This is a genomic window from Collinsella aerofaciens, assembly GCF_001404695.1.
GTDB classification, from domain to species: domain Bacteria; phylum Actinomycetota; class Coriobacteriia; order Coriobacteriales; family Coriobacteriaceae; genus Collinsella; species Collinsella aerofaciens_E.
Window position 1 is genome coordinate 1 of the sequence record NZ_CZAQ01000071.1, and the last position, 1,033, is coordinate 1,033.

Annotated in this window: 1 protein-coding gene; it reads left to right on the forward strand. The window is 59.1% G+C overall.

The annotated features are described in order from the left end of the window. Window positions 1–277: 277 nt before the first annotated feature. On the forward strand, window positions 278–574 hold the full coding sequence (locus AQ996_RS09505) for a glycosyltransferase family protein (protein WP_055252705.1): 297 nt from the start codon (window positions 278–280) through the stop codon (window positions 572–574). Window positions 575–1,033 lie beyond the last annotated feature (459 nt).

A 1,033-nucleotide genomic window follows, 5' to 3' on the forward strand; every position in this document is an offset into this window, starting at 1 on the left:
CCCGCCGAGAAGGCCGACGAGGATGGCACCGGCTCGCCCCAACGGCCGCGATAGATCAACTTGAGGGCAAGGGAGCGGCCGGTCGTGTCAATTCCGGTCTAACAGAGCCTTAAATTTTAGCTGGACGCGGCGGTGTGTCGTCCTCTGCCTTGTTCTCCGAAGCCAGCTGTATTCCGGGCCGCGGTTCTACAAGGCAGGGGGTAGCCAGATGGATAGGATTATCCTTCTCCTACTTCTCTTGACCTTCCTGGTCATCCTGAGCAAGTAATGGGCTTTAGTGGGTGCCAAGCTCTACTTTGCTGGCCATCTGGTTCAGCTAGCTGGCATTGTGGTCGGCGTGCGCGGCGCCCTTGCCCATGCCAACTGGGACTTTTCGGCAAAGCGCGAGGGATATCTTGCCCGTGCCGTGCACCCGGGCAACTTCAGCGCCGTTACGGGCGCCTGCCAGATGGTCCGTCGCGACGTTTATGAACGGGTTGAAGGCTGCGACGAGAAGTTTGCCGTCGGTTTTAACGATGCGGATTTTTGCCTGCGCGTATGGGGGCTACCGCACCATCTTTACACCTTATGCTGAGCTGCACCACTACGAGTTCACTTCGCGCAGCAGGGAAGAGGCCAGCGAGGAAAAGCTGCGCCGTTGGAAGCGCGAGCAGGCACTGTTTATGCAGCACTGGCTGGAGTTCTTCTTGACGGGTGATCCGTGGCTGGGGCCGAACCTTAGCAGCGAGTGCGTGTATGGTGCGCTGAAAATTACTGTGCTTGTTCTGGCTTGTTGCTAGGCGTAGCGCGCGTCCCGCCGGTTGAGAAGCTCGCAGTAGTTCGACACCGCCTCTACCTGCGGCGCCTGCTCCTGCGGCTCCTCCGGCTGCCCTTGCTGCCCTGCGGCTTACCATCCTACTCACCCACGTATGACTCCCATGCCCCGAGCGGGCAAAAGGAAAGGCTCTGTTAGACCAGGAGTGACATAAATCCGATGTCACCGCGACGGGCTATCCTTCATTAACGTTGAAGGAGGAACCATGGACGCCGACGA